Raw genomic sequence first — 22,055 nt, 5'->3', positions numbered from 1 at the left:
CGTCCTTGTTCGAGCTTGCGCCGATGCGCACTTTTTTGGCTGTCATGTGGCGCGGGCTGGGGTTGGGGCTGCTCCTGGTCTTTGTGGCGCCGCATGCAATGGGCCAGGGGTTGGCGAAGAGTCCTGAGCCTTCCGAGAAGCGCGTGGCGCTGGTGATCGGCAACAGCACGTACAAGAACTCGCCGCTGAAGAACCCGACGAACGATGCGAAGGACATGGCGGCGAAGCTGCGCAGCCTGGGCTTCGAAGTGATCGAGCGCAGCAACCTGCGCACGCGGCAGATGGGCGCTGCGCTGCGCGAGTTCCGCAGCAAACTCACACCGGGTGCGGTGGCGCTGGTGTTCTATGCGGGCCATGGCGTGCAGATTCGGGGCGAGAACTACCTGCCCACGGTCGATGCGGAGATCGACTCCGAGGAAGACATTCCGAGCCAGAGCCTCTCGGTGAAGCAGGTCATGGACGTGCTGGACGATGCCAAGACCCGGCTCAACCTCGTGTTCCTGGACGCGTGCCGCAACAACCCCTATGCACGGAGCTTCCGTTCGGCGGCGGGAGAGGGACTGGCGCGAGTCAGCGCGCCCAGCGGCACGCTGATCTCTTATGCCACCCGCCCCGGCAGCGTGGCGGCCGACGGGGAGGGCCGCAATGGCCTGTACACGGGGTACTTGCTCAAGCAGATGGAGCAGTCGAATCAGCCGGTGGAACAGGTGCTCAAGCGAGTGGTGTCAGGGGTGAAGGCAGCATCACAGGGCCGCCAGGAACCGTGGATGGAGGGCAGCATCGAGGGCGACTTCTGCTTTGGCAACTGCGCCGCGGGCGGCACAGCGGCCAGCCCGGCGCGCATCCGCACGGCGGGGGAGATCGAGGACGACCTGTGGGAGTCGATCCGCGGCAGCGGCAGCAAGGCGGCGTTTGACGAATACCTGCGCCAGTACCCCAGGGGCAAGTACGCCGCGCAGGCGGCAAGCCTGGCGAAGGCGCCGGTGGCCGACGACAGCCAGCAGATGGCGGCATGGAGCCGGGCGGACAAGTCGCGCAGCGTGGCGGACTACGAGGCGTACCTGTCGAGCTATCCGTCGGGCCGGTTTGCGGCGCTGGCGGCGAGCCGCATCGCGCTGACGCGCAACGCGGCGGCCGACGACGAGGCCTGGGCCAGGGCGAGCCAGGCCAATTCGAGGCCGGCGCTGATGGCCTACGTGAATGCCTATCCGGGCGGGAGCCACGCCGATGCAGCCCGGCAAAAGCTGCGCGACCTGCCTGCGGCCCAGGCGCGGCCCCATCTGCCCTTCCAACTGAGCGAGGACACCTGGAACAGGCTCGAGGCTTCGGAGGCGTTCCAGAGAACCCCCGAGCCCCGGGCGATGGAAGTGCAGGTGGACTTGCGCACCAACTCGCAGGAAGGCAAGGTCGAGAGCTGGGCCAAGGAAGTGCGGCGCCTGCGCCAGCCGGCGCCAGGCTGGCTGGAGGTGCGCTCCAACACCAGCAGCCAGCAAAAGTTCAATGGCCTCATGGGCTCGACGGGCAGCGTGCAGTCGGTCCAGGAATATGCCTATTGGGCCTTTGGCGGGCTGCTGCAGATCGGCCGCCTGCAGGGCAGCACCGTGGCGAGCTACATCGCGAGCATCGACCGCATCGAGGGCAGCCTGTTCCCGATGAGGGAAGGCGCGCGCATCCGCGTGGAAGGCAAGTACAACAACGGGGCCGTCCTGAAGCTGTCCAAACAGGTCGTGGGCAAGGTGGCGGCGTCCAGCCTGTCGCCGGAACTGACGGGCGACGCCTGGCAGGTGAAGCCGGCCGAGGGCGACGTGCCGCGCAACGAAGGCAAGTACACCGTCACCGAAGACTATTTCCTGGAAGACCTGGGTGTTTTCCTGTCGCAGGTGGCGGTGCGCACCGTGCCCGAGAAGCCGCTGCTCATGTCGCCTCCCGGCGGCCAGTACTTCTGGGACATGCCTTATGGCAAGGAGATCGTGCGAACCAACTACATCATCGACCGGCACGTGCTTGCGGCGTCGAAGTAGACACACCCACCCACCCCACAGAACAGCGCATGCAAACCCAACACCCTTTGATCCGCCGGGCCCTGGCCTTTCTGATGGCCTGCCTGCTCGGCGCAGCCGCCCATGCCGCCGACGCCGAGAAGCGCGTGGCGCTGGTGATCGGCAACAGCACGTACAAGAACTCGCCGCTGAAGAACCCGACGAACGATGCGAAAGACATGGCGGCGAGGCTCAGAGCGCTGGGCTTCGAGGTGATCGAGCGCAGCAACCTGCGCACGCGGCAGATGGGCGCCACGCTGCGCGAGTTCCGCAGCAAACTCACACCGGGCGCGGTGGCGCTGGTGTTCTATGCGGGCCATGGCGTGCAGATTCGAGGCGAGAACTACCTGCCCACGGTGGACGCGGAAATCGACTCCGAAGAAGACGTGCCCAGTCAGAGCCTGTCCATGAAACAGGTGATGGACGTGCTGGAAGACGCCAAGACGAGGCTGAACCTCGTGTTCCTGGACGCCTGCCGCAACAACCCGTATGCGCGGGGCTTCAGATCGACAGGCGAAGGCCTGGCCCGAGTCAGCGCGCCCAGTGGCACCCTGATCTCCTACGCCACGCGGCCCGGCAGCGTGGCGGCCGACGGCAGCGGCAAGAACGGGCTGTACACGGGGCACCTGCTCAAGCAGATGGAACAGTCGAACCAGCCGGTGGAGCAGGTGCTCAAGCGGGTGGTGACCGGGGTGAAGAACGAATCGGCGGGGCGCCAGGAGCCGTGGATGGAAGGCAGCATCGAAGGAGACTTCTGCTTTGGCAACTGCGCGGCCGGCACGCTGATGGCCTTGGCCGCCCCATCGGCCGGCGAGATCGAAGACCAGCTGTGGGACAGCATCAAGGCCAGCCGCAGCCCCGCCGTGTTCGAGGACTACCTCGCCAAGTACCCGCGTGGGCGCTACATGGCGCAAAGCCGTGTGCGCTTGGCGAGCCTGAAGGGCGATTCCTCCAGCGAAGCCGCGGCGCGCGACGCCGAAGCGGCTTTCTGGCGCGCGGCGGAGGCGGGCGGCACTCGCGCCGAACTGCAGGCCTACCTGGCGCAGTACCCGCAAGGCCAGTTCGTGCAGACCGCGCGCACCCGCATCATCGCGATCGAGGAAACCGACGCGCGCAAGAAGAAAGAGCTGGACGAGGCCGACCGCGCCGCACGCGCATCCGCCGCCAAGGTGGCCAGCGTGGACCCCGACATGTTCATTTCGGACAAGGTGCGCGGGGAAATCGCCCGCTCGCGCGCGTTGTTTCCCCAGGCCCATCCCACCCGGACGGCCAAGGTCGTGATGGCGGTCGGCGGCAAGGATCTCAACATGACGGTGCGCCATGAGAACGGCCTCTGCGTCGTCGAGTACGGCAACGGGCTCACGGTGTTCTACCATGCGGCGGGCACGCTCGCGGCAGGGGGCACCAAGGCGCTGCATTTCCTGCATGCGCGGGTCGTGGAAACCGAGCAGGTCTTCAACGGCAGCATCGCCACGCTGTCGCCGGGGCAAAGCATGGTGGCGACGATCCAGAGCCGCGGCCTGCCCGGCGAAACCCGGGTGTCCGTGGGCGAGACGCGGGCGAGCTGGCCTGAATACAACTTTCCCTACCCCGGCACCCAGCTCAGGATCGTGCGCGACTTCGAGACGGCGGGCGGCTACCTGAAGGCCGAGGAAATCAGGCTGTATTCGCCCGAGGTGGGTTGCGCGCTGCCGGTCAGCGAGGACATCACGGAAATCCACGGCAACAAGCTGTTCGGGCAAAAGCTGCAAGGCAAGGCGCAAACCAAGGCCTTCACCCTGGCAGACCTGGCGAGCCCATGAGCGTGGCCCTGGCGCCGCCTCAACCCAGGCTGGAGTGGATGACCTCGCGCACGCGCGGGTAGATCTGCTGGTTCCACTTGCGGCCGCTGAATACGCCGTAGTGGCCCACGCCCACCTGGATGTGGTGGGTCTTCCGGTAGGGGCGGATGCTGCTGCACAGGTCCTGCGCGGCCACGGTCTGGCCGACGGCGCAGATGTCGTCGCGCTCGCCCTCGACGGTGAGCAGGGCGGTGCGGCGGATCGCTGCGGGGTTGACGAGGCGGCCGCGGTAGGTGAGCCTGCCCAGCGGCAGGTCGTAGGTCTGGAACACCTTTGCCACCGTCTCCAGGTAGAACTCGGCCGGCAGGTCGTTGACGGCCAGGTACTCGTCGTAGAACGCGCGGATGACGTCGGCCTTCTCCACCTCGCCTTCAACGAGGAACTGGTACAGGGCTTCGAAGGATTTCTTGTGCCGCTCCAGGTTCATGCTCAGGAAGGCGCCGAGCTGCACGAAGCCCGGGTAGACGCGGCGCATGTGGCCGGCATGCGGCCACGGCACGTGGCTGATCAGGTTCTGCTCGAACCACTCGATCGGCTTGCTGGTGGCCAGCCTGTTGACCTCGGTGGGGTTGACGCGGCAGTCCACCGGGCCGGCCATCAGCGTGAGGCTGCGCGGCTGGGCCGGGTGGTCGTCCTCGGCCATGAGGGCGGTGGCGGCCAGCGCCGCCACGCAGGGCTGGCACACCGCCACCACATGGGCGCCGGGGCCGATGGCCTCGGTGAAGCGCATCAGGTGGTCGATGTAGTCGTCCAGCCCGAAGGCGCCGTGGCGCAGCGACACGTCGCGCGCGTTGTGCCAGTCGGTGATGTAGACGTCGTGGTCCTGCAGCAGGGTGCGCGCGGTCTCGCGCAGCAGGGTGGCGAAATGGCCGGACAGCGGCGCGACCAGCAGCACCGGCGGGTGCTGCGGCCTGTCGCCGTCCAGGGCCTTGTTGAAGTGCAGCAGGGTGCCGAACGGCAGCGTCAGCACCGGCTCCTCGGCCACGGCAACCTCGTGCCCGTTCGCCGTTACGGAGCCGATGCCGTAGGCCGGACGCGAGTGCGTGAGCCGCAGGCGCGAGAACACCTCGAACGCCGCCGACAGCCTGCGCAGCATCGAGCCTTCGGTCTCGCGCAGCCAGAGCGCGGCGCTGCCATGCTGGGCCAGCAGCCGCCATGGCGACATCAGGTCGGACTGGGTTTGATAGGCCTGATACAGCATGGAATTCCTGACGGAGGGTCGTGGCCCCAGGGGTGCAGGCAAGTTGCGGGCCAGCCGGCTCAGGAGGGACGCCGGGCGGCGGTGGCACATCCCTTGCTGAGGCCCTGCACACTTCCAGGAGCAAGCCATGGCCAAGGCCGTTCTCACCATCAGCAGCAAGAACTACGGGGCCTGGGCCTTGCGCGGCTGGCTGATGGCCCGGCTGTCGGGGCTGGATTTCTCCGAGAAGGTCATCCCGCCGGACGACCCGGCGATGAAGGCCGAGATCCTGCTGCTGTCGTCGTCCATGCTGGTGCCCTCGCTGCTGCACAACGGCATCAAGGTCTGGGACACGCTGGCCATCGGCGAGTACCTGCACGAAATCAAACCGCGGGCCGGCCTGCTGCCGGCCGACGCCAAGGCCCGCGCCCATTGCCGCGCGATCTGCGGCGAAATGCATTCGGGCTTCAGCGCGCTGCGCGGCTCGCTGCCGATGAACCTCAAGGCGCGCTTCCCCGGCTTCAAGGTCTGGTCGCGTGCGCAGGGCGACATCGACCGCGTGATCGCGATCTGGAAGGAGTGCCTGGTGGCCTATGGCGGCCCTTACCTGTTCGGCCGGCAGCCGGGCATGGCCGACGCCATGTACGCGCCGGTGGTGACGCGTTTTCTGACCTACGACGTGGCCATCGACAAGGTCTGCGCGGCCTACTGCAAGCGCATCATGGAACTGCCCGCGATGCAGGAGTGGGTGGCCGCCGCCCGCCAGGAGCCCGAGGCCATCGACGAGCTCGAAGCCGAGTTTTGAAGCTCTGCGGTGGTTGCTATTAAAATGAGAGCATGAAATAACCGCCCGACAAGGACATCGGGTCGATTTGCCTTGAAAAATCACTTCCAGGGCGTGGGCGGCGGAATTTCGCAGACCGGATCGACGTCGATGCTCTTGAAATCCGCCGGCGAAACGATTTCCAGGTACTCCATGTCGGGCGAGTAGTCGAACAGGTAGTGGCGGATGCCGGGGCGCTGGTGCACGCAGTCGCCGGCTTCGACCCGGGTTTCCCGGTCTTCGTACATGAAGCGCGCCCAGCCCTTGAGCATGATCACGATCTGGAAATCCGCCTCATGCCGGTGCCATCCCGTGCCCTGTTCCGGTGCCATGTTGGCCTTGACCAGGTGGGCGATCACTTTTCCGTGCGTGGCCTCGGCGACCCCGAGGTCGCGGTAGAGGAAGAAGTCGCGCAGGCCGCCGGCAACGTAGGCGGTGTCGCCGGGCTTGACGTGGGAGAACTGGGTGGTCGTGCGGTCCAGCATGGGGCGCTCCTGGGAAGTGGTCAGAATGCTGCGTTGCAGCATGCATAAAGCGTTCCCGCCGCGGCCCGGCCGGCAGGTGCTCAGCGCAGTCCGGCGCCTTCGTCCTTGTCGAGCCGCACGAAGAAGAACAGCGACAGCAGCGTCATCGCGCCGATCACCGCGAACGCGGGCGAGAAGTCGCGCGCCGTCAGGTGCGCCGCATCGCCGCCATGCCAACAGGCCGCCGCGCTCACCAGCGAGGCGCCCAGCACCACGCCGAAACTCAGGGAGAGCTGCTGCGCCATGCTGGAGAGCGTGGTGGCGTGGCTCATGCGCGGCTTGGGGATATCCGAGAAGCCCAGCGTCTGCAGCGCCACCATGCCCATCGAATTGACCAGGCCGCCCAGCAGCAGCGTGCAGAACATCAGCACATGCGGCGTGTCGGGGCGGAACAGGCTGTAGCTCGCGTAGAACAGGCTGGTCAGCGTGGTGGTGGCCAGCAGCAGCGTGCGAAAGCCGATGCGGCGGATCGCCTGGGTCATCACCGTGCGGGTGGCCAGCGAGCCGAGCGCGGTGGCCACCGTCAGCAGGCCGGAGTCCAGCGGCGACAGGCCGAAGCCCAGCTGCAGCATCAGCGGCAGCAAAAAGGGCGAGGCCCCGATGGCGATGCGCAGCGGCGTGCCGCCGATGATCGAGGCGAAGTAGGTCGGGTGGCGCAGGATGCGCAGGTCGATGATCGGGCTGGCCATGCGCCGGCTGCGCAGCAGGTACAGGCCCATGGCGAGCGCGCCCGCTCCGGCCACCGACCAGCTCACCCAGCCCGGCACCAGGGCCTTGCCAGCGGTTTCCAGCGCGCCGAGCAGGCCGATCAGCCCCAGCGCCAGCAGCACGAAGCCGCCGGTGTCGAAGGGCTCGGGTGCGGTGTCCTCGCGGCGGTCGTCGATGAACCACAGCGCCAGCGCGATGCCCAGCAGGCCGAACGGCACGTTGACCAGGAAGATCCAGCGCCAGGAGGTCCAGGTCACGATGGCGCCGCCGAACAGCGGGCCCACCATGCGCCCGATGGCCGGCGGCACGGTGAACCAGACCATCGCCGCCACCATCTGCGCGGGCGGCACGCTGCGCAGCAGGATCAGGCGCCCCACCGGCACCATCATCGCGCCGCCCAGGCCCTGGAGGATGCGGAACAGCACCAGCGCCGGCAGCGAGGTGGCCGCGCCGCACAGCGCCGAGCCGAGCGAGAAGAAGGCGATGGCGCAGCAGAACACGCGCTTGGGCCCGAAGCGCTCGGCGCACCAGCCGCTGACCGGCAGGAAGATCGCCAGGCTCAGCAGGTAGGAAGTGATGGCGAGGTTCAGGTGCAGGGCCTGCACGTTGAGCGAGCGCGCGATGCTGGGCAGCGCCGTCGCCATGACCGAGGTGTCCAGGTTCTGCAGGAAGAGCGGGCAGGCCACGATGAGGGGAACGAGTCTGCCGCGATGTGCCATGCCGGGATTCTAGGGGCCGCCGCGCCGCCGCGCGGCCCCTCTGGGATAATCGAGGGCATGAGCGGCAACACCCTAGGAACACTTTTCGCGGTCACCAACTTCGGTGAATCGCACGGCCCGGCCATCGGTTGCGTGATCGACGGCTGCCCCCCGGGCATGGAGCTGGCCGAGGCCGATATCCAGGCCGAGCTGGACCGCCGCCGTCCCGGCACCAGCCGCCACGTGACCCAGCGCAACGAGCCCGACGCGGTGGAAATCCTCTCCGGCGTCTACGAGGGCAAGACCACCGGCACGCCGATCTGCCTGCTGATCCGCAACACCGACCAGCGCAGCAAGGACTACAGCGCCATCGCCCAGACCTTCCGGCCCGGCCATGCCGACTACACCTACTTCCACAAATACGGCATCCGCGACCCGCGCGGCGGCGGCCGCTCCTCGGCCCGGCTGACCGCGCCCACGGTGGCCGCGGGCGCGGTCGCCCGGAAATGGCTGGCCCAGCAGTACGGCATGCAGTTTCGCGGCTGCATGGCGCAGATCGGCGAGATCGAGATTCCGTTCGAGTCGTGGGAGCATGTGCCGCACAACCCGTTCTTCGCCCCGGTGGCCGACGTTTCGGCGCTGGAGGACTACATGGACGCGCTGCGCAAGGCCGGCGACTCCTGCGGCGCGAAGATCCGCGTCACCGCCAGCGGCATGCCCGTGGGCCTGGGCGAGCCGCTGTACGACCGGCTCGACGCCGACATCGCCAAGGCCATGATGGGGCTGAACGCCGTCAAGGCGGTGGAGATCGGCGCCGGCTTCGCCAGCGTCACGCAGCGCGGCACCACGCACGGCGACTCGCTCTCGCCCGAGGGCTTTCGCTCCAACAACGCGGGCGGCGTGCTCGGCGGCATCAGCACCGGCCAGGACCTGGAGGTGACGATCGCGATCAAGCCCACCAGCTCCATCATCAGCCCGCGCGAGACCATCGACATCGAAGGCCGCTCCACCGAGGTCATCACCAAGGGCCGGCACGACCCCTGCGTCGGCATCCGCGCCACGCCGATCGCCGAGGCGCTGCTGGCGCTGGTGGTGATGGAGCATGCGCTGCGCCAGCGCGCCCAGTGCGGCGACGTGCGCCTGCCGGTGGCGCCGATCAAAGCCTCGGCCTGAGGCATGGCCCAGGGGGCTGCGGCGGCCAGCGGCCGCCAGATCGTTCCGTTCGCCGCGCTGTCGGCGAGCTATTTCGCGCACATCGGCTTCTTCAATCCCTACCTGCCGCTGTGGCTCAAGGACCTGGGGTTCCCGATCTTCACCATCAGCCTGCTGGCCTCGGTGCAGTCGGTCACGCGCGTGTTCGCGCCCTATGCCTGGGGCGCCTTGAGCGACCACACGGGCGAGCGCGTGAAGCTGCTGCGCATCAGCGCGGCCGTGGCGCTGGCGGCCTCGCTCGGCCTGTGGTGGCATGGCGGCCACTGGTGGGTGGGGCTGGTGCTGCTGGTGATGTTCACCCACACCAGCTCGATGATGTCGCTGACCGAGGCCGCCATGGCCCACGTGGTGGCGGGCGACTGGGGCCGCTACGGCCGCATCCGGCTCTGGGGCTCGACCGGCTTCCTGTTCACGGTGCTGCTGGCCGGCGGCTGGTTCGAGCATTTCGGCATGGGGCATTTCCCGGCCTGGGCCGGCGTGACGCTGGCGCTGGTGCTGTGGTGCACCTGGCGCCTGCCCGATGCGAAAGAGAGCCCGGCCGCTGCGCATGAGCGCGGCGCGCCGATCGGCGCGGTGCTGCGCCAGCCGGTGGTGCGCTGGTTCTTCGTCTCGCTGCTCTTCCACGTGATGGCGCATTTCGCGGTCTACGCCTTCCTGTCGCTCTACCTCGACTCGCTGGGCTACAGCAAGGCCGCGATCGGCGCGCTGTGGGCGGTCTCGGTGGTCATGGAGATCGGCTGGTTCTTCGTGCAGGGCCGCTTCCTGCACCGCCTGCCGCTGACGGGCTGGCTGCTGGCCTGCGGCGCGGCCACCGCGCTGCGCATGGCCGCCACGGGCGGGCTGGGGCAGTGGGCCTGGGCGATCCTCCTGGGCCAGGTGCTGCACGCCATCACCTTCGCGGCGCACCACACGACCTGCATCGCCGTGGTCTCGCACTACTTCCCGGGGCGGTTGCGCGGCCGCGGGCAGGCGCTGTTCACGGTGATCGGCTACGGCTGCGGCGGCGTGCTGGGGGTACTGGCCGGCGGCGCGCTGGCCGCGCGCCATGGCTTCCAGGTGGTGTTCCTGGTGGCGGCGGCACTGGCCCTGCTGGCCACGGCCTGCGCCTGGCGCATGCGCCGGCTCGAGCAACCGGCCGCCGTCTGAGCGGCTGTGAACGGCGCCCGTCAGGGCTCGGGCGGCACGCTGCGGAACGGATTGAAGCCGGTCACCAGCGCGGTGGCCGCCAGCACCAGCACGCAGCCAGGCAGCATGCCCGAGGTGACGGGCTCATCCAAAAACAGGCTGCCCCAGGTGACGCCGAACAGCGGGATCATGAAGGCCGAGGAGGTGGCGGCGCTGGCTGGAATCTCGCGCATCAGCCGCATGCTGATCCAGTACATGAAGCCCGAGGTCACGATGCCCAGCGTCGCCACGGCCAGCAAGGCGCCGGAGGTGGGGCGCATCGCGGGTGCCGACGCCGCGGCTGGCAGCAGCAGCACCAGCGCCGCCGCCACATGCACGGCGGCCGAGGCGGGCAGGGGCTGGTGCGCCATGGTGGCGCGCTTCATCAGGATGGCGCCGCAGCCGTAGCAGGCCGAGGCGGCGATGCAGGCCAGCGCGGCCAGCAGCACTTCGCGGCTCACCGCCACCGGGCCCAGCTGCACCAGCAGCGCCACGCCGGCGAAGCCGACCAGGCAGCCCAGCAGGCGGCGTGCGGTGAGCCGCTCTTCGCCTGCCAGCGCGGCCGCCAGCACGCCGAACAGCGGCACGGTGGCGTTGAGCACGGCCGAGTAGCCGGCCGGCAGGATCAGGCCGGCCCAGCTGAACAGCACGAACGGCGCCACCACGGTGAGCAGGCTCAGCATCAACAGCAGCGGCCAGGCGCCGCGCGCCGGCCAGTGGTTGCGCAGCACGCGCATCAGCACGCTGAGCACCAGGGCCGCCAGCACGCAGCGCAGGCCGGCCACGCCCCAGGGCCCGAGGGCCGGGCTGGCGATGCGGATGAAGGGAAACGACGCGCCCCAGAGGGCGGACAGGGCGATCAGCTGGGCGAAGTGGCGTGTCTGCATGGACGCAGGCGATTGTGAGGCAGCGCGGCGAATCCTGCTGGGCGCCAGCGGCCGGTGCACGGGCAGATTTCAAGGAAAATCGGCCCGAGGTCCAGGTGCTCCGGTCATTCATTGCTATCAAAACAGGAGCGACCGGGTTTCGCTCGGGCTGCGGGGCTGAGAGACCGTGAACAGGCTCCAAGCGGCGCGGCGTGGCCTGAAACCAACGTTGACACGGCGGGGCTCCCGTCCGGCGGCACAATGCAGCAAGCCGATCAACAGCCAGACAGGAGGGGCCATGCCGCAGTTGAACTTCGTCAAGCAGGGAAAAGGCTCGACCGTGGTGCTCAGCCATTCGATGGGCTGCGACCTCGGCATGTGGGACGAAGTGGCCGCGCTGCTGCAGCCGCGCCACACGGTGCTGCGCTACGACCACCGCGGCCACGGCCGCTCGGAGGTGGTGCCCGGGCCCTGCACGATGGAGGCCCTGGCCGACGATGCCGCGGCCCTGATCGAGCAGCACGCGCGCGGACCGGTCACCTTCGTGGGCCTGGGCATGGGGGGCATGGTGGGGCAGCAGATCGCCGTGCGCTACCCGCATCTGATCAAGAGCCTGGTGCTGGCCAATTCCGCCAGCCGCTTTGGCGAGGCCGCGAGCGCGGCCTTGCTGGCGCGCGCGCGTGGCGCGCTGACGCTGGGCATGGCCGCGCTCGCCGACGAGGCGCTGGCGAACTGGTTCACGCCCGGCTTCCTGGCCGAGCCGGGGCCCGCCGCGGCCCGCGTGGCGGCCGCGCGCGCCGCCTTCATCGCCACCGACGCGCAGGCCTATGTGGCGAGCTGCGAGGCCCTCCTGCAGGCCGATTTCCGCCGCAGCAACCCGCTGATCGCCTGTCCGGCCCTGGTGATCGCCGGGGCGCAGGACAGCAATATCTCGATCGAGATGACCGACACGCTGTGCCGCACCATCTCGGGCGCGCAGCTGCGTATCATCGACACGGGCCGCCTCAGCGCCGTGGAGCGGCCCACCGACTTTGCCAACCTCGTGATCGAATTCCTGAACAGCCTATGAAAACCGCCTATGTCCTGAACGGACCCAATCTCAACCTGCTGGGCACGCGCGAGCCGCAGGTCTACGGCTCGCAGACCCTGGCCGACGTGGAGGCGCTCTGCGCCCAGGCCTGTGCCCGGCACGGCTTCGCGCTGGAATTCCGCCAGAGCAACCACGAGGGCGTGCTGGTGGACTGGATCCACGAGGCGGGCCGGGCGCACGCCGCCGGCACGCTGGCCGGCGTGGTGCTCAATGCCGGGGCCTACACCCACACCAGCGTGGCGCTGCACGATGCGATCAAGGGCACGGGCATCACGCTGATCGAGCTGCACATCAGCAACGTGCATGCGCGCGAGGCCTTCCGCCACCACAGCTACATCTCGCCGGCGGCCAAGGCGGTGATGGCGGGCTTCGGCGTGCCGGGCTATGCGCTGGCGATCGCCGGCTTGGCCGAGCTGGCTCCGGCCGCCTGAGGCGGGGCAGGGCCTCCGCCAAGCACAGGTGTCCATGTCCACACCGTCCCTGTTTCCGGTGGATGAGCGCGACGTGGAGATCAGCGCGATCCGCGCCCAGGGGGCGGGCGGTCAGAACGTCAACAAGGTCTCGAGCGCGGTGCATCTGCGTTTCGACATCGCCGCCTCGTCGCTGCCGGACGACGTCAAGGCCCGCCTGCTGGCGCTCAGCGACAGCCGCATCACCCGGGACGGCGTGCTGGTGCTCAAGGCCCAGCAGCACCGCACACAGGAGATGAACCGGGCCGATGCACTGGCGCGGCTGCAGGAGCTGGTGGACAGCGTGTCGCTGCCGCCGCGGCGCCGGCGCGCCACCCGCCCGACCCTGGGCTCGCGCCTGCGCCGCCTGGACGGCAAGAGCCAGCGCTCGGCGCTCAAGGGGCTGCGCGGCCGGGTGCGGGGCGAAGGCCCGGCCTGAACCCGCCGTCCCGGCAGGCCCGGGCGGCCCCCGCCCGGGCAGCAGGGTTTCTTGAAAATCCCTAGCATTCCCTCATCTGCATGAACCATCTCTCTGTCTGAAAGCGGTACCATGACGACACTCCTGAAGATCGATTTCGTCTCCGATGTCTCCTGCCCCTGGTGCGCCATCGGCCTGAACTCGCTTGAACAGGCGCTGCGCCGGCTGACGCCCGACGTGACGGCCGAGCTGCATTTCCAGCCGTTCGAACTCAACCCCCAGATGCCGCCCGGCGGCCAGGACATCACCGAGCACCTCAGTGAAAAATACGGCGCCACGCCCGAGCAGGCCGAGCGCAACCGCGAAGCCATCCGCCTGCGCGGCGAGGCCGTGGGCTTCACCTTCGACATGGCCGCGCGCGGCCGCATCTACAACACCTTCGACGCGCACCGCCTGCTGCACTGGGCCGAGCTCGAAGGCTGGCAGACCGAGCTCAAGAAGCTGCTGTTCAAGGCCTATTTCACCGACGGCGAAAGCCCCGAGTCGCACGAGGTGCTGCTGCGCCTGGCCGGCGAGGCGGGGCTGGACACGGCGCGCGCCCAGGCCATCCTGGCCAGCGACGAATACGCCGAGGCCACGCGCGAGCGCGAGCAGTTCTACCTGAACGCCGGCATCCATTCCGTGCCGGCCGTCATCATCAACCAGCGCCACCTGATCTCGGGCGGCCAGCCGGCCGAGGTGTTCGAGCAGGCCCTGCGCCAGATCGCCGCCGAGGCCGCGCCGGCCTGAGCGCTGCCGATGCGAGCCCTTGAAGAGACGCCGGTGCTGCCGGTGGAGATCCAGCGCCTGGCGCAGTCGGCCGAACGCCTCGAAACCCCTTGCGGCGCCGGCAGCCTGGTCTGGCACGCCTGGGGCGAGGGCGATGGGCGTCACCCGCCCGTGGTGCTGCTGCACGGCGGCAGCGGCAGCTGGACGCACTGGCTGCGCAACATCGAGCCGCTGGCCACCGCCGGGCGGCGCGTGCTGGCGGCCGACCTGCCGGGCTTCGGCGATTCGGCGCCGCCCGCCGCGGGGCGCGACGCCGATGCGCTGGTCGAGCCGCTGCAGGCCGGCCTGCAGCAACTGCTGGGCGACGCGGCCTGCGACCTCGTGGGCTTTTCCTTTGGCGGCATGGTGGCCGGCCTGTGGGCCGAGCGTTTTTCGGCCCGCGCGCGGCGCCTCGTGATCGTGGGCGCGCCGGGCCTGGGCGTGGTGCCGCGCGGCACCGTGCCGCTGTCGGGCTGGCGGCACCTGCAGGACCCTACGGCGCGCGATGCGGTGCACCGCCAGAACCTGGCCGCGCTGATGCTGCATCAGCCCGCGTCGATCACCGAGCTGGCGCTGCGGCTGCATGCGGCCAACGTCGTGCGCGACCGCATGCCGGGCCGGCGGCTGGCCCACACCGACGTGCTGGCCCGTGCCCTGGACCAGGTGGCCTGCCCCGTGCACGCGATCTACGGGCGCGAGGACGCGCTGTACCGCGAGCGTCTGGACGCGCTGGCGCAGGTGCTGCGTTCCAAGCCCTGCGTGCGCGAGCTCACGCTGATCGACGGCGCCGGGCACTGGGTGCAGTTCGAGGCCGCGGCGGCGTTCAATGCGCTGCTGCTGCGCCTGCTGGCGGCGCCGGGCGGCTGAGCCACGGCGCCCCGGCTCAATTCAAGAGGAGACATGCCATGAAGTCCGCATCCAGGCTCGATTTGCCGCTCACATTTCTGGAGCGCCCGGCCGAGGGCGACAGGCCCTGGCTGCTGGTGCTGATGCACGGCGTCGGCAGCAACGAGCAGGACCTGTTCGGCCTCGCTCCCTATGTGCCGCCGCATTTTCACGTGCTGAGCCTGCGCGCGCCGCACACCCTGGGCTATGCGGCCCACGCCTGGTTCGAGTTCGGCCTGCGGCCCAACGGCGAGCGCGTCATCAACGAGGCGCAGGAAGCCGCCAGCCGCCAGCTCGTGGCGCAGACGGTGGAGGCCGCCGCGCAGCAGCTCGGCATCCCGCCGGAGCGGGTGGTGGTGGGCGGCTTCAGCCAGGGCGGCATCATGTCGCTGTCGCTGCTGCTCACGCGGCCCAGGAGCCTGCACGCGGCGATGGTGCTGCACGGGCGCCTGCTGCCCCAGGCGGTGCAGGCCGCGGCGGCGCCCGAGGCGCTGCAGGGCCGGCAGCTGTGGGTCAGCCACGGCCTGCAGGACAACGTGATTCCGCTGGCCAGCGCGCAGGCGATCCGCGACTACGCGCAGCGCCTGCCCATCGCGCTGCACTATGCCGAGTTTCCCGGCGCCCACGAGATCCGCCCCGAGGAGCTGCAGCAGGCCATGGCCTGGCTGGAGCAGCTGCCGGCGGCGGGCTGAAGGTCTGTTGAGGCCGCGGCCGGCGGATTTTGAGGCGAAATCGGCCCGATGTCCGCGTGCAGCGGTCATCGGGTGCTATCAAAAAATGAGCGTCAGGCCCAACGCGCCGCCAGCGCGGGCAGCGCCGAACCCAGCAGCGCGATGCCTGAGGCCGTCAGCAGGCCCAGCACGATCTTGCGGAAGGCTGCCTCGCTGATGCCGATGTACAGCCGCGTGCCCAGCAGCGTGGGCACCAGCATGGCCGGGGCCACGACGGCGAACAGGGGCAGCGTGTCGCGTGTGATCAGGCCGGTGGCCAGGTAGACGCCGAAGGTCACGAGCAGCATCGAGAGGTTGAAGTTCTGGATCACGCTGCGCTGCACGTCCTTGTCGAAGCCGCGCAGCGTGCACCACAGCGTGGGCGCGACGCCGGTGAAGCCGCCGAGCCCGCCCATCACGCCGCCGATCGCGCCGGCCACGCCATCGGCCAGGCGCCCGCCGCGCGTGACGCGCGGCAGTTCGCGCGCCATCAGCATCAGCGGGCACCAGATCACCAGCACCAGGCCGAGGAACAGCTTGAACAGGGTGACATCGAGCCGAGGCAGCAGCAGCACGCCCAGCGGGATGCCCACCAGCCCGCCGGCGACGAAGGGCAGCAGCAGCTTGAGGCTGAAGCCGCGGCGCACCGACAGCACGGCCAGCAGCTGCCCGGTGAGCGAGCCGAAGACCACCAGCGCCGCCGCCAGCCGCGGCTCCAGCACCCAGGCCCAGAACGACATGGCCACCAGGCCGAAGGCAAAACCCGACAGGCCCTGGACGAAGCCGGCCACGGCCGCACCCAGGACGATCATTCCAACGACGAAATCCATGCCGGCGCGACTCCTTGACTCTGGCAGCTCTTTACTGGGGGGCCATTCTCGCATCCGTCACCCGCCGCATCGGCGAGAACAGCAGGGCCAGGGCCGCCAGCGCCACCAGCGTGCCTCCGCTGGCGGCGAACAGCTGGCCCAGCGTGACGGCCTTCATCAGCCAGCCGGTGACCGCGGCCGACAAGGGCGCCAGGCCCATGAAGATGAACATGAACAGGCTCATGGCGCGGCCGATCAGCGCCGGCGGCACGCGCTGCTGGATCCAGGTGAACACCGACACCTGCATGAAGCCGCCCAGCAGGCCGATGGCCAGCATCAGCGCCGCGCCCTGCCACACGGCGGTGATCTGGCCCATGGGGATGAACAGCAGGCCGATGACGGCATCGAAGGCGAGGATGGTCGTGCCCAGGCTGCCCAGGCGCAGCCGGGGCGCGATGCCCGAGACCACCATGCCCGCGAGCGTGCCCGCGCCGTGGGCGCCGAGCATCAGGCCGAAGGCGGCGGCGCCGAGCTGCGGCCGGGCGTTGGCCAGCACGGGAATCGCGATGTGGATCGGCCCCATGATGAACAGCGCGACCGCCGCCCAGTAGACAAAGCAGGTGCGCAGTTCGCGGTCGCGCCAGAAGTGCGCGAGCCCCTGCGCCACGGCCGCCAGCACCGGCTGCGGCGCCCCGGGCGCGGCGCGGGCCGCCGCTGCGTGCGGGCGCACCTGCGCCAGGGTCCAGGCCGACAGCGCGAAGCTGACCGCGTCGAAGGCGAACGCCAGGCCGATGCCGGTGGCATTCGCCGTTGCCGAGGCGCCGTCGCCGAACAGCGCGATCAGGAGGCCTGCCAGCAGGGGGCCGAGGAACATCGAGAGCTGGCGCAGGCCCAGCTGCACGCCGTTGGCCGCCTGCAGCTGCGCGGGGGCCACCACGCTGGGCATCAGCGCCGTGCCCGCAGGAATGCTGAAGGCCGTGGCCAGGCCGATGCCCAGCGCCAGCGCATAGACCATCCACAGCGCGAGGCTGCCGGTGAGCACCAGCGCGGCCAGCACGCCGAGCAGCACGGTGTTGACATGCTTGGTGAGCATCAGCACCTGCTTGGGCGAATGCTGGTCCACCAGGGCGCCGCCGACCAGGATGAACGCGGCGCGCGGCAGGCTGATGAGGGCCAGCACCGTGCCCAGCACCAGCGTGTCGCCGGTCATGCGCAGCACCAGCCAGGGCAGGGCGATCAGCGTGAACTGGTCGCCCAGCATGGACAGCGCGCCGCCGGCGGTCATCCAGCGGAAATTGGTGTCGCGAAACAGCGCGGCGCGCTGGCTGCGCCGTGCGGCGCCGGGGTGGGGTGTGTTCATGCCGTCGATCCTTGGGTTCTGTACCGGGGGCCGACTGTAGGCCCTCACGTTGCGTGAGGGTCAAGCGGATTCTTCAGGAAAACTCAGGCGGCGGGCAAGCCCTGCTGGAGGTAGTCGCGCACGGCGGCGCTCAAGGGCGAGCCGGCCCGCAGCAAAGGCTCGTTGGCGGAGGCCGCCAGCAGCTTGCTGCGCAGAACCGGGTCGTGGCGCGTCAACTGGTCCATCAAGTCGCTCCACTGCTGCACCGCTGCCTGGCCCGGCGGGCTGCCGGGCGGCACGCCGTCGTGCAGCAGACCGGTCACGCGGTTCTCCAGCGCCTCCCACTGCGCGATGGAGACATGGGCCAGGCGGCGCAGCTGCGCCGGTGTCACGTATTTTTCCAGCAGGGCCATGCGCAGCTTGATGGCGGTTTCCACGAACTCGAACATGTCGCCGGGCGGGCCATGGTGGCGGCCATGCGCCGAGGGCTCCTGGCGGTACATGTGGCCCCAGCGGTGGAGCAGCTCGAGATCGCCGTCCATCCAGTGCAGCACCAGCGACATCCAGCGGTAGGCCAGCCGCTGCACCTGCGGCGTTTGCGGTGCCAGGCCCTGGTCCATGGCCTCGCGCACCTGCGCCATCAGCGGCACCCACTCCGCCTCGATGCGTTTCCAGTTCTCGAACACCTGTTTGAGCTCGGCGGCGCTGAAGTACTTCCCGAAGGTGGCCATCAGCCCCAGCGTTTCCAGCCAGTTGCCCATGTCGGGCTCGGCGCCGGCCACCAGGCCATCGCGCATCAGGGCCAGGCGGCCGCGCAGCTCGGTGGCCTGCACGATCTGCTGGTCCAGCGCGTGAATCTGCTGCGCGATGATGCGGTCGGGCTGGGCGCCTTCACCCGCCAGCAGCTGCGCGATGTCATGCAGCGGCAGCCCCAGGTGCCGCAGCGCCTGGATGCCGTGCAGGCGCTGCACATCCTCGCGGCTGTACAGGCGGTAGCCGGCGCCGGAGCGCCCCGAGGGCTTGAGCAGGCCGATCTCGTCGTAGTGGTGCAGGGTGCGCACCGTGAGGCCGGTGCGCCTTGCCAGCTCACCGACCTTGAGCAGCATGGGGTGTGCGGCCTAGCGCTTCACCGAGATCAGCTCGATCTCGAAGTTCAGCGTCGCATTGGGCGGAATCACGCCGCCGGCGCCGCGCTCGCCGTAGGCGATGGCCGGCGGGCAAGTCAGCTTGGCCTTGCCGCCCGGCTTCATCAGTTGCACGCCTTCGGTCCAGCAGGGGATCACGCGGTTGAGCGGGAACTCGGTGGGCTCGCCGCGCTTGTAGGAGCTGTCGAATTCGCGGCCGTCGGGGAAGCTGCCGCGGTAGTGCACCTTGACCGTGTCGGTGGCGGCGGGCGCGGCGCCGCTGCCTTCCTTGAGCGATTGGTAGATCAGGCCGCTCTTGGTGGTGACGGGCGCGTTTTGCGCCAGGACGGCGGGCGCGGCCGCGAGGCCGGCGAGCAAGATGCACAACAGGGTTCGCAAGATCGATCCTTCGGGAAAGAGGGGTGAATGGGAAGCGGCGATGTTACCCGCCGCCGCGCCCCTTTTCCGCTCAGTCGTCGTCGCCGATCGGCACGCAGCTGCAGAACAGGTTGCGGTCGCCGTACACGTTGTCCACGCGGCCCACCGGCGGCCAGTACTTGGCGTGCCGGGTCTGGCTCAGCACGGCGGCGCCGGTGTCGCGGCCATAGGCGTGGGGCCACTCGCCCTTGAGCAGGCTCACGGCGGTGTGCGGCGCGTTCTTCAGCGGGTTGTCGTCCTGCGGCCACTCGCCGCCCTCGATGCGGCGGATTTCCTGGCGGATCGCGATCATGGCGTCGATGAAGCGGTCGAGCTCGTCGAGCGTCTCGCTCTCGGTCGGCTCCACCATCAGCGTGCCGGCCACCGGGAAGCTCAGCGTCGGCGCATGGAAGCCGTAGTCGATCAGGCGCTTGGCCACGTCCTCGGCCGTCACGCCGCTGGTTTCCTTGAGCGGGCGCAGGTCGAGGATGCACTCGTGCGCCACATGGCCGTTGGCGCTGGCGTACAGCGTAGGGTAGTGGTCCTTCAGGCGCGCGCTGACGTAGTTGGCGGAAAGGATCGCCACCTCGGTGGCCTGCTGCAGGCCGGCGGCGCCCATCATGCGGCAGTACATCCAGCTGATCGGCAGCACCGCGGCGTTGCCCAGCGGCGCGGCCGAGACGGCTCCCACCGCCGAATGCAGGCCCGCCGTGGCGTGGCCGGGCAGGTAGGGCACGAGGTCTTCCACCACGCACACCGGGCCGACGCCGGGGCCGCCGCCGCCGTGCGGGATGCAGAAGGTCTTGTGCAGGTTCAGGTGGCTCACGTCGCCGCCGAACTCGCCGGGCGCGGCCACGCCCACCAGCGCGTTCATGTTGGCGCCGTCCACGTAGACGCGTCCGCCATGCTGGTGCACCAGCGCGCAGAGTTCCTTGACCTGGGTTTCGAACACGCCGTGCGTGCTCGGGTAGGTGATCATCACGCAGGCCAATCTGTCGCCGTGCTGCGCGCACTTGGCGGCGAGGTCGCCCAGGTCCACGTTGCCGCTGGCGTCGCAGGCCGTCACCACCACCTGCATGCCCACCATCTGGGCGCTGGCCGGGTTGGTGCCGTGCGCGGAGGAGGGGATCAGGCAGATGTTGCGGTGGCCCTGGCCCTGCGCCTCATGGAAGGCCTTGATCGCGAGCAGGCCCGCGTACTCGCCCTGCGAGCCGGCATTGGGCTGCAGGCTGATGCCGGCGTAGCCGGTGGCCTGGCACAGCCAGTCGCGCAGCTGGGCATCGAGCTGGGCGTAGCCCTGCAACTGCTCGGCGGGCGCGAACGGGTGGATGTTGGCGAACTCCGGCCAGGTGATGGGGATCATCTCGCTGGTGGCGTTGAGCTTCATGGTGCAGCTGCCCAGCGGGATCATGCTGCGGTCCAGCGCGAGATCCTTGTCGGACAGCGCGCGGATGTAGCGCAGCATGCCGGTCTCGCTGTGGTGCGTGTTGAACACCGGGTGCGTGAGGAAGGCGCTGGTGCGGCGCAGCTCGGTGGGAATCAGCGGCTCGATGCCGCGCTCGAAATCGGCCACGCGCGGCAGCGCCTGGCCGGGCCGGGCGAAGAATGACCAGAGCTGCTCGATGTCCTCGCGCGTGCTGGTCTCGTCGAACGACACGCCCAGGTGGTTGTTCAGCCGGTGGCGCAGGTTGACGCCGGCCTGGCGAGCCCGGGCGGCGATGGCGGGGGTGGCGTCGCCGGTGCGGATGGTGGCCGAGTCGAAGGCGCCGCCGTTGGTGATTTCGTAGCCCAGGGCCTGCAGCCCGCGCACGAAGACCGCGGTGTAGCAGGCCACGCGCCGCGCGATGCGCAGCAGGCCCTGCGGGCCGTGGTAGACCGCGTACATGCTGGTCACCACGGCCGGCAGCACCTGCGCCGTGCAGATGTTGGAGGTGGCTTTCTCGCGGCGGATGTGCTGCTCGCGCGTCTGCAGCGCGAGGCGGTAGGCCGGGTTGCCGTGCGCGTCCACGCTCACGCCGACCAGCCGGCCCGGCAGCGAGCGCTTGAACTCGTCGCGGCAGGCCAGGTAGGCTGCGTGCGGGCCGCCGTTGCCCATGGGCATGCCGAAGCGCTGGGTGGTGCCGCAGACGATGTCGGCATCCCACTCGCCGGGCGGCAGCAGCAGGGTCAGCGCCAGCAGGTCGGCCGCCACGCACAGCGCCGCGCCCACCGCGTGGGCCTGGCCCGCCAGCGGGCGCAGGTCATGGATGGCGCCGGTGGTGGCCGGGTACTGCACCAGCACGCCGAAGTAGTCGCCCTCGGCCATCAGCTGCGGCACGGTGGCGGCCGCGGTGCTGACCTTGACCTGCAGCCCGAGCGGCCGGGCCCGGGTCTGGATCACCTCGATGGTCTGCGGATGGCAGTCGCCGGCCACGATGAAGATGTTGCTCTTGCTCTTGACGCTGCGCCTGGCCAGCGTCATGGCCTCGGCGGCGGCCGTGGCCTCGTCGAGCATGGAAGCGTTGGCGACGGCCATGCCGGTCAGGTCGCAGACCATGGTCTGGAAGTTGACCAGCGCCTCCATGCGGCCCTGGCTGATCTCGGCCTGGTAGGGCGTGTAGGCGGTGTACCAGGCCGGGTTCTCCAGCACGTTGCGCAGGATCACGCCCGGCGTGTGGGTGCCGTAGTAGCCCTGGCCGATGAAGCTCTTGAACACCTGGTTCTTCGATGCGATCGCGCGCAGCTCGTCCAGCGCCGCCGCCTCGGTCACGGCCGCGGGCAGCTGCATGGGCTGCGCCCGCCGGATCGACGGCGGCACGATGCCCTCGATCAGTTCGCGGCGCGAGGCCGAGCCGATCACCGGCAGCATGCGGTGTTCGTCGTCGGCGTCGATGCCGATGTGGCGGGCGATGAACTCTTCGGGGTCTTCGAGTTCGCGAAGCGGCGGGGCGGATTGCATCAGCATGGGCGGCT

General features: G+C 69.6%; 20 protein-coding genes. 11 read left to right on the top strand and 9 right to left on the bottom strand.

The annotated features are described in order from the left end of the window. Positions 1-110 precede the first annotated feature (110 nt). Together MMF98_RS12175 and MMF98_RS12170 are read left to right on the top strand one after the other, a co-directional pair. A complete protein-coding gene (locus tag MMF98_RS12175; RefSeq protein ID WP_243306537.1) occupies positions 111-2,021 on the top strand; it encodes a caspase family protein in 1,911 nt (636 codons plus the stop codon). Between the two features lie 29 nt (positions 2,022-2,050). Further along, on the top strand, positions 2,051-3,841 hold the full coding sequence (locus MMF98_RS12170) for a caspase family protein (protein WP_243306536.1): 1,791 nt from the start codon (positions 2,051-2,053) through the stop codon (positions 3,839-3,841). A gap of 19 nt (positions 3,842-3,860) precedes the next feature. Here MMF98_RS12170 and MMF98_RS12165 read toward each other — a convergent pair whose 3' ends face one another. After that, complete coding sequence (locus MMF98_RS12165) at positions 3,861-5,081, bottom strand: polyhydroxyalkanoate depolymerase (RefSeq protein WP_243306535.1); 1,221 nt, start codon at positions 5,079-5,081, stop codon at positions 3,861-3,863. Between the two features lie 127 nt (positions 5,082-5,208). Between MMF98_RS12165 and MMF98_RS12160 the strand changes: the two genes are divergently transcribed. Continuing rightward, entirely contained in the window at positions 5,209-5,865 is a 657-nt protein-coding gene (locus MMF98_RS12160; protein WP_243306534.1) for a glutathione S-transferase, read from the top strand. 80 nt (positions 5,866-5,945) lie between these two features. Here the strand turns inward: MMF98_RS12160 and MMF98_RS12155 are convergent, their stop codons facing one another. After that, positions 5,946-6,368 (bottom strand): cupin domain-containing protein, encoded by a 423-nt coding sequence (locus MMF98_RS12155; RefSeq protein WP_243306533.1) that lies wholly within the window; start codon positions 6,366-6,368, stop codon positions 5,946-5,948. Between the two features lie 80 nt (positions 6,369-6,448). Further along, the gene (locus MMF98_RS12150) at positions 6,449-7,834 is read right to left on the bottom strand and encodes an MFS transporter (protein ID WP_243306532.1); all 1,386 of its coding nucleotides are present in this window, start codon (positions 7,832-7,834) and stop codon (positions 6,449-6,451) included. 57 nt (positions 7,835-7,891) lie between these two features. Between MMF98_RS12150 and aroC the strand changes: the two genes are divergently transcribed. Continuing rightward, the gene (aroC, locus tag MMF98_RS12145) at positions 7,892-8,986 is read left to right on the top strand and encodes a chorismate synthase (protein WP_243306531.1); all 1,095 of its coding nucleotides are present in this window, start codon (positions 7,892-7,894) and stop codon (positions 8,984-8,986) included. 3 nt (positions 8,987-8,989) lie between these two features. Further along, positions 8,990-10,171, top strand: a complete 1,182-nt coding sequence (locus MMF98_RS12140; RefSeq protein ID WP_243306530.1) for an MFS transporter — start codon at positions 8,990-8,992, stop codon at positions 10,169-10,171. A gap of 20 nt (positions 10,172-10,191) precedes the next feature. On the opposite strand, the gene MMF98_RS12135 is transcribed toward MMF98_RS12140, so the two are convergent. Next, positions 10,192-11,076: a DMT family transporter gene (locus tag MMF98_RS12135; RefSeq protein ID WP_243306529.1), complete on the bottom strand. Its 885-nt coding sequence runs from the start codon at positions 11,074-11,076 to the stop codon at positions 10,192-10,194. A 277-nt stretch (positions 11,077-11,353) separates the two neighbouring features. Here MMF98_RS12135 and MMF98_RS12130 point away from each other — a divergent pair, with 277 nt between their 5' ends. The 6 genes from MMF98_RS12130 to MMF98_RS12105 all read left to right on the top strand — a co-directional run bounded on the left by MMF98_RS12130 (position 11,354) and on the right by MMF98_RS12105 (position 15,396). Next, on the top strand, positions 11,354-12,124 hold the full coding sequence (locus MMF98_RS12130; RefSeq protein WP_243306528.1) for an alpha/beta fold hydrolase: 771 nt from the start codon (positions 11,354-11,356) through the stop codon (positions 12,122-12,124). Beyond that, on the top strand, positions 12,121-12,576 hold the full coding sequence (aroQ, locus tag MMF98_RS12125) for a type II 3-dehydroquinate dehydratase (RefSeq protein WP_243306527.1): 456 nt from the start codon (positions 12,121-12,123) through the stop codon (positions 12,574-12,576). The genes MMF98_RS12130 and aroQ overlap by 4 nt, the downstream gene beginning before the upstream one ends. A 34-nt stretch (positions 12,577-12,610) precedes the next feature. Further along, complete coding sequence (gene arfB, locus MMF98_RS12120; RefSeq protein WP_243306526.1) at positions 12,611-13,033, top strand: alternative ribosome rescue aminoacyl-tRNA hydrolase ArfB; 423 nt, start codon at positions 12,611-12,613, stop codon at positions 13,031-13,033. Between the two features lie 111 nt (positions 13,034-13,144). Then, positions 13,145-13,801 carry a DsbA family oxidoreductase gene (locus MMF98_RS12115; RefSeq protein ID WP_243306525.1) on the top strand — a complete coding sequence of 219 codons (657 nt, stop codon included), beginning with the start codon at positions 13,145-13,147 and terminating at the stop codon, positions 13,799-13,801. A 9-nt stretch (positions 13,802-13,810) separates the two neighbouring features. Then, positions 13,811-14,686 (top strand): alpha/beta fold hydrolase, encoded by an 876-nt coding sequence (locus MMF98_RS12110; RefSeq protein ID WP_243306524.1) that lies wholly within the window; start codon positions 13,811-13,813, stop codon positions 14,684-14,686. A gap of 38 nt (positions 14,687-14,724) precedes the next feature. Next, positions 14,725-15,396, top strand: coding sequence for an alpha/beta hydrolase (locus MMF98_RS12105; protein ID WP_243306523.1), 672 nt, complete (start codon positions 14,725-14,727; stop codon positions 15,394-15,396). Between the two features lie 92 nt (positions 15,397-15,488). Here the strand turns inward: MMF98_RS12105 and MMF98_RS12100 are convergent, their stop codons facing one another. The 5 genes from MMF98_RS12100 to gcvP all read right to left on the bottom strand — a co-directional run bounded on the left by MMF98_RS12100 (position 15,489) and on the right by gcvP (position 22,047). After that, a complete protein-coding gene (locus tag MMF98_RS12100) occupies positions 15,489-16,244 on the bottom strand; it encodes a sulfite exporter TauE/SafE family protein (protein ID WP_243306522.1) in 756 nt (251 codons plus the stop codon). 31 nt (positions 16,245-16,275) lie between these two features. After that, a complete protein-coding gene (locus MMF98_RS12095) occupies positions 16,276-17,583 on the bottom strand; it encodes an MFS transporter (protein ID WP_243306521.1) in 1,308 nt (435 codons plus the stop codon). An 83-nt stretch (positions 17,584-17,666) separates the two neighbouring features. Next, positions 17,667-18,668, bottom strand: a complete 1,002-nt coding sequence (locus tag MMF98_RS12090; protein WP_243306520.1) for a MerR family transcriptional regulator — start codon at positions 18,666-18,668, stop codon at positions 17,667-17,669. 12 nt (positions 18,669-18,680) lie between these two features. Then, complete coding sequence (locus MMF98_RS12085) at positions 18,681-19,085, bottom strand: FKBP-type peptidyl-prolyl cis-trans isomerase (protein ID WP_243306519.1); 405 nt, start codon at positions 19,083-19,085, stop codon at positions 18,681-18,683. 70 nt (positions 19,086-19,155) lie between these two features. Next, positions 19,156-22,047, bottom strand: a complete 2,892-nt coding sequence (gcvP, locus tag MMF98_RS12080; protein WP_243306518.1) for an aminomethyl-transferring glycine dehydrogenase — start codon at positions 22,045-22,047, stop codon at positions 19,156-19,158. Positions 22,048-22,055: the final 8 nt, after the last annotated feature.

This window comes from Variovorax terrae, assembly GCF_022809125.1.
In the GTDB taxonomy this organism is placed as follows: Bacteria; Pseudomonadota; Gammaproteobacteria; order Burkholderiales; family Burkholderiaceae_C; genus Variovorax_A; species Variovorax_A terrae.
Note: the sequence above shows the minus strand (reverse complement) of the source record. Positions and strands in the feature narration are given on the sequence as shown.